This window comes from Tabrizicola sp. (assembly GCF_031377265.1).
GTDB lineage: Bacteria > Pseudomonadota > Alphaproteobacteria > Rhodobacterales > Rhodobacteraceae > JAUYQR01.
In genome coordinates this window covers 1-4,154 of record NZ_JANMET010000322.1, presented here as the reverse complement: position 1 = coordinate 4,154, position 4,154 = coordinate 1, and the positions used below count along the sequence as shown (strand labels likewise).

The 4,154-nt window shown below is 66.4% G+C and carries 4 protein-coding genes; 2 read left to right on the top strand and 2 right to left on the bottom strand.

All coding sequences use genetic code 11. The annotated features are described in order from the left end of the window. Together RMO18_RS17415 and RMO18_RS17410 are read left to right on the top strand one after the other, a co-directional pair. The coding region (locus RMO18_RS17415; RefSeq protein ID WP_309667615.1) for a glutamine-synthetase adenylyltransferase at nt 1-2,267 on the top strand (2,267 nt) is incomplete at its 5' end. Continuing rightward, nucleotides 2,254-2,535, top strand: a complete 282-nt coding sequence (locus RMO18_RS17410; protein ID WP_309667613.1) for a hypothetical protein — start codon at nt 2,254-2,256, stop codon at nt 2,533-2,535. The genes RMO18_RS17415 and RMO18_RS17410, both read left to right, overlap by 14 nt. Here RMO18_RS17410 and eda read toward each other — a convergent pair. Together eda and RMO18_RS17400 are read right to left on the bottom strand one after the other, a co-directional pair. Beyond that, nucleotides 2,526-3,176, bottom strand: a complete 651-nt coding sequence (eda, locus tag RMO18_RS17405) for a bifunctional 4-hydroxy-2-oxoglutarate aldolase/2-dehydro-3-deoxy-phosphogluconate aldolase (protein WP_309667612.1) — start codon at nt 3,174-3,176, stop codon at nt 2,526-2,528. The two genes, RMO18_RS17410 and eda, sit on opposite strands and share 10 nt — an antisense overlap. An 89-nt stretch (nt 3,177-3,265) precedes the next feature. Next, a partial coding sequence (locus tag RMO18_RS17400) for a dihydroxy-acid dehydratase (protein WP_309667611.1) occupies nt 3,266-4,154 on the bottom strand: 889 nt, incomplete at its 5' end.

Genomic DNA, 4,154 nt, shown 5'->3' with positions numbered 1-4,154 from the left:
ACCTGATCTGCCTGTTCGACGAGGCCCGCTATCCGGGCGCCGAACAGGACGCGCGCGCCGCTTTCATTCGGGTGACGCGCAAGATGACCTCGCTTTTGTCGGATGTGACCGATGGCTACGTCTTCCGCACCGACCTCAGGTTGCGGCCCGATGCCAGCGTGATGCCGGTCTGCATGTCGATGGCGGCCGCGGAAAACTACTACGAAAGCGCCGGTCGCACCTGGGAACGCGCCGCCTATATCAAGGCCCGGCCCTGTGGCGGCGATCTTGCGGCCGGGCAACGGTTTCTGGCCAAGCTCACGCCGTTTGTCTGGCGCAAGCATCTCGACTTCGCAGCCATTCAGGATGCCCACGATATGCGCCTGCGCATCCGTGATCATCGCGGCTTGCACGGTCCGATCACGGTCGAAGGCCACAACCTGAAACTTGGTGCAGGCGGCATCCGCGAGATCGAGTTCTTCACCCAGACCCGGCAACTCATTGCCGGCGGGCGCGATCCTGGCCTGCGCGGGCGCGACACGGTTGGCGCGCTTGCCGCCCTTGCAGCGCAGGGCTGGATTCCGGTGCAAGTGGCCACCGACCTGACCGATCTTTACCGTGCCCACCGCGAAGTTGAACACCGCCTGCAAATGGTGAACGACGCCCAGACCCATACCCTGCCTAACAGCCCTGAGGGTATCGCCCGGATAGCGGCCTTTTGCGGGCAGACTGCCCCCGAGTTTCGCTCGGGCCTGCTCCATCGGCTACAGCGCACCGACCAGTTGACCGAAGGTTTCTTTGCCCCCAGCGCCGTGATCGAAGGCCCGGCCCTTTCCGATACCGCCCGCGCCATCACGCGCGCCTGGGAAAGCTATCCCGCGCTGCGGTCAGACCGGGCGCAGGCAATCTTTCGCAGGCTGCAGCCGCAGCTTCTGCGCGAACTTGCCCGGTCCGCCAACCCTGATGAGGCGCTGGTGGCGCTTGACGGGTTTCTGTCGGGCCTGCCCGCGGGCGTGCAGATCTTTTCCCTGTTCGAGGCAAACCCGTCGCTCGTGGCCCTGATCGTCGATATTGCGGGCACCGCTCCGGCGCTGGCGCGCTATCTGTCGCGCAACGCTGCCGTGTTTGACGGTGTGATTGGCGGGGCGTTCTTCGGCGCTTGGCCGGGGACAGCGGCGTTGACTGCTGAATTGCATGCCAGGCTGGCAGAAGTGCCTGACTATGAGGGCAAGCTGTCCAGCGCCCGGCGCTGGATGAAGGAGTGGCACTTTCGGGTCGGTGTTCACCACCTGCGCGGCCTGATCGACGGGTTCGAGGCCGCAAAGCAGTACGCCGATCTGGCCGAAGCGGTGATCGGCGCTCTCTGGGCCGTTGTCAGTGCCGCGTTTTCTGCCAAACACGGCGCGGCACCGGGGCGGGGGGCTGTGGTGCTGGGCATGGGCTCGCTGGGGGCAGCCCGGCTGAACGCGGGCTCTGACCTTGATCTCATCGTGATCTATGACGCCGCCGGGGCCGAGGCGTCCAGCGGCCCGCGCCCCTTGGCCACCCGCCCCTATTTCGCCCGACTGACGCAGGCTCTGGTCACCGCGCTGACTGCCCAGATGCCCGAAGGCAGGCTTTACGAAGTTGACATGCGCCTGCGCCCGTCGGGCAGGCAGGGGCCGGTCGCAACCTCGCTGCAAAGCTTTGCCACCTATCAGGAAACCGAAGCCTGGACGTGGGAGCATCTTGCCCTGACCCGCGCGCGGGTTCTGGTCGGCGATGCAACGCTTGGCGCGGATGTAGAGCATCTGCGCCGCGATCTGTTGCAGCGCAAAGGGCAGGGCGCAAAGCTGCGCCCCGATGTCGCCGCGATGCGCGCCCGCCTGCAAGCCGCCAAGACCGCCTCTGGCAGCTGGGAGGCGAAGAACGGTCCCGGACGCCTGATGGACATCGAACTGTTCGCCGAGATGCTGGCGCTGATCGCCGGCAGCCCTGCCCGCAGCGTGGAACGGCAGATTGCGGCAGGTGCACCCGGTATCCTGTCGGAACCGGAACAGACGGTGCTCTTGAACGCCTACAGACTGCTCTGGCGGTTGCATTGCGGCACCCGGCTGTTGACGGACGCGGCGCTTGATCTTGCATCGCTTGGTGAAGGCGGGCGGGCGTTCTTGCTGCGCGAAACCGGTGCGCCGGATGCGGCAACCCTGTCGGCTAGGCTTGATGCAGCGGTTCAGGCCGCCGAAGCGGTGATAAATGCCCATATGGGCGGCGGTGAAAACAGGGAGACGGGCAATGAACCTCAGTGAGGCCGACCCCAAAGGTCTGGTGCGCGAAAGCTATGCAATCGAGGGGATCACCCTCGGCGAATGCCGGTCGATCTTCATGGATTGGGCACTCAGCTTGCCGGTGGACAGTGCGATCCCGGATGCCGTGCGGGTGCTGATGGCAGAGTATTCACTCGCCGCCCCCGACCACCCGATGAGCGACGTTCTGCGCGAGGGCCTGGAAATGCCGGATCATCCCCGCCGCAAAGGTGGGCGCGCCGCCCGCTTTGCTGCGCCCGATCAGCCCTGACCGCGCGACAGCGCCGCAGCCTCGGCGGCAAGGGCGGTGATCGCCGCCCAATCGCCGCGCAGCATTGCATCTTTTGGGGCCACCCAGCTGCCACCAACGCACAGGATATTCTTCAGGCTCAGGTAATCCGGCGCAAGCTTCAGGCTGATCCCGCCGGTCGGGCAGAACGACACCTGCGGAATCGGCGCGCCGATGGATTTCAGGTAGGCCGCCCCGCCCGCTTGTTCGGCCGGAAAGAACTTCTGCACCGTATAGCCCATTTCCAGCAACGCCATGATCTCGGACGCCGTGGTGCCTCCCGGCAACAGCGGCAGCTCGTATTCGGCACAGGCGTCCAGCAGCCGCTTGGTCGCACCGGGCGACACCCCGAACTTCGCCCCCGCCGCCTTGGCGGCCTTCACATCGGCAGGCGTCAGCAAAGTGCCCGCCCCGACGACGCCGCCCGGAACATCCGCCATCGCGCGGATCGCGTCCAGCGCGGCTGCGGTGCGCAGCGTCACTTCCAGCGCCGGCAGACCACCCGCCACCAAAGCCCGTGCCAACGGGGCGGCATGGGCGATGTCGTCGATCACCAGCACCGGCACCACCGGTGCCATGCGGCAGATCGTGGCTGCGAACTGCGATTGTTCCGAGGGGGTCATGGCGCGCTCCTGGATGTCCCGGCGTCGGGGAATGTGGATAGGGCAGGCACCTCCGGCCGGAGGCGAAGGCTGGTGCGGGGCGCGCCGGATCAGATGACGACTGCCGCCCCGGTATCTGCGGTCCCGACACTGCGCCGGAACGCCTCGAACAGCTCGCGCCCGGTGCCAAAGCCGTTGGCGCTCAGGTCCGCCACAACAGGCGTGCGGTTGTCAAAATCGGCGGCAAGCACGGTCAGTGTTCCCGCCACCGCATCCAGCCGCACCACATCGCCGTCGCGCAGGCGGGCCAGCGGGCCACCGCAGGCCGCCTCGGGCGAGACATGGATCGCCGCCGGCACCTTGCCACTCGCCCCCGACATCCGCCCGTCAGTGACCAATGCCACGCGCAGCCCGCGATCCTGCAGCACCGAAAGCGTCGGCGTCAGCGAATGCAATTCCGGCATACCATTCGCCTGCGGCCCCTGAAACCGCACCACCACGACGGTGTCCGACGTGAACTCCCCCGCCTTGAACGCTGCTTTCACCGACAGCTGATCGTGGAAAATCCGCACTGGGGCCTCAACCACATGCCGCTCCGGTGCGACGGCAGAGACCTTGATCACCCCGCGTCCCAGATTGCCGGTCAACTGCTTCAACCCGCCCGTCACCGCAAACGGATTTGCCGCAGGCCGCACGATCTTTTCGTTCAGCGAAACCGTCGGGCCAGCTTTCCACGACAGTTTGCCACCCTCCAGCGTCGGCTCATTGCGATAAGCCGCAAGACCTTCGCCAACGATCGTCTTTGCATCCGGGTGCAGCAGGCCTGCGTCCAGCAACTCGCCGATCAGGAACTGCAACCCCCCGGCGGCGTGGAAATGGTTCACATCCGCCAGACCGTTGGGGTACACCTTGGCCATCAGCGGCACCGCCTCCGACAGGTCGGCAAAATCCTGCAGGTCGATCTGCACCCCCGACGCGCGCGCCATCGCGGGCAGGTGA

What these genes read in the sequence shown, in the direction of transcription:
- RMO18_RS17410 (WP_309667613.1), top strand. Translation starts at nt 2,254, where the DNA reads ATGAACCTCAGTGAGGCCGACCCCAAAGGTCTGGTGCGCGAAAGCTAT.
- eda (WP_309667612.1), bottom strand. Translation starts at nt 3,176, where the DNA reads ATGACCCCCTCGGAACAATCGCAGTTCGCAGCCACGATCTGCCGCATG.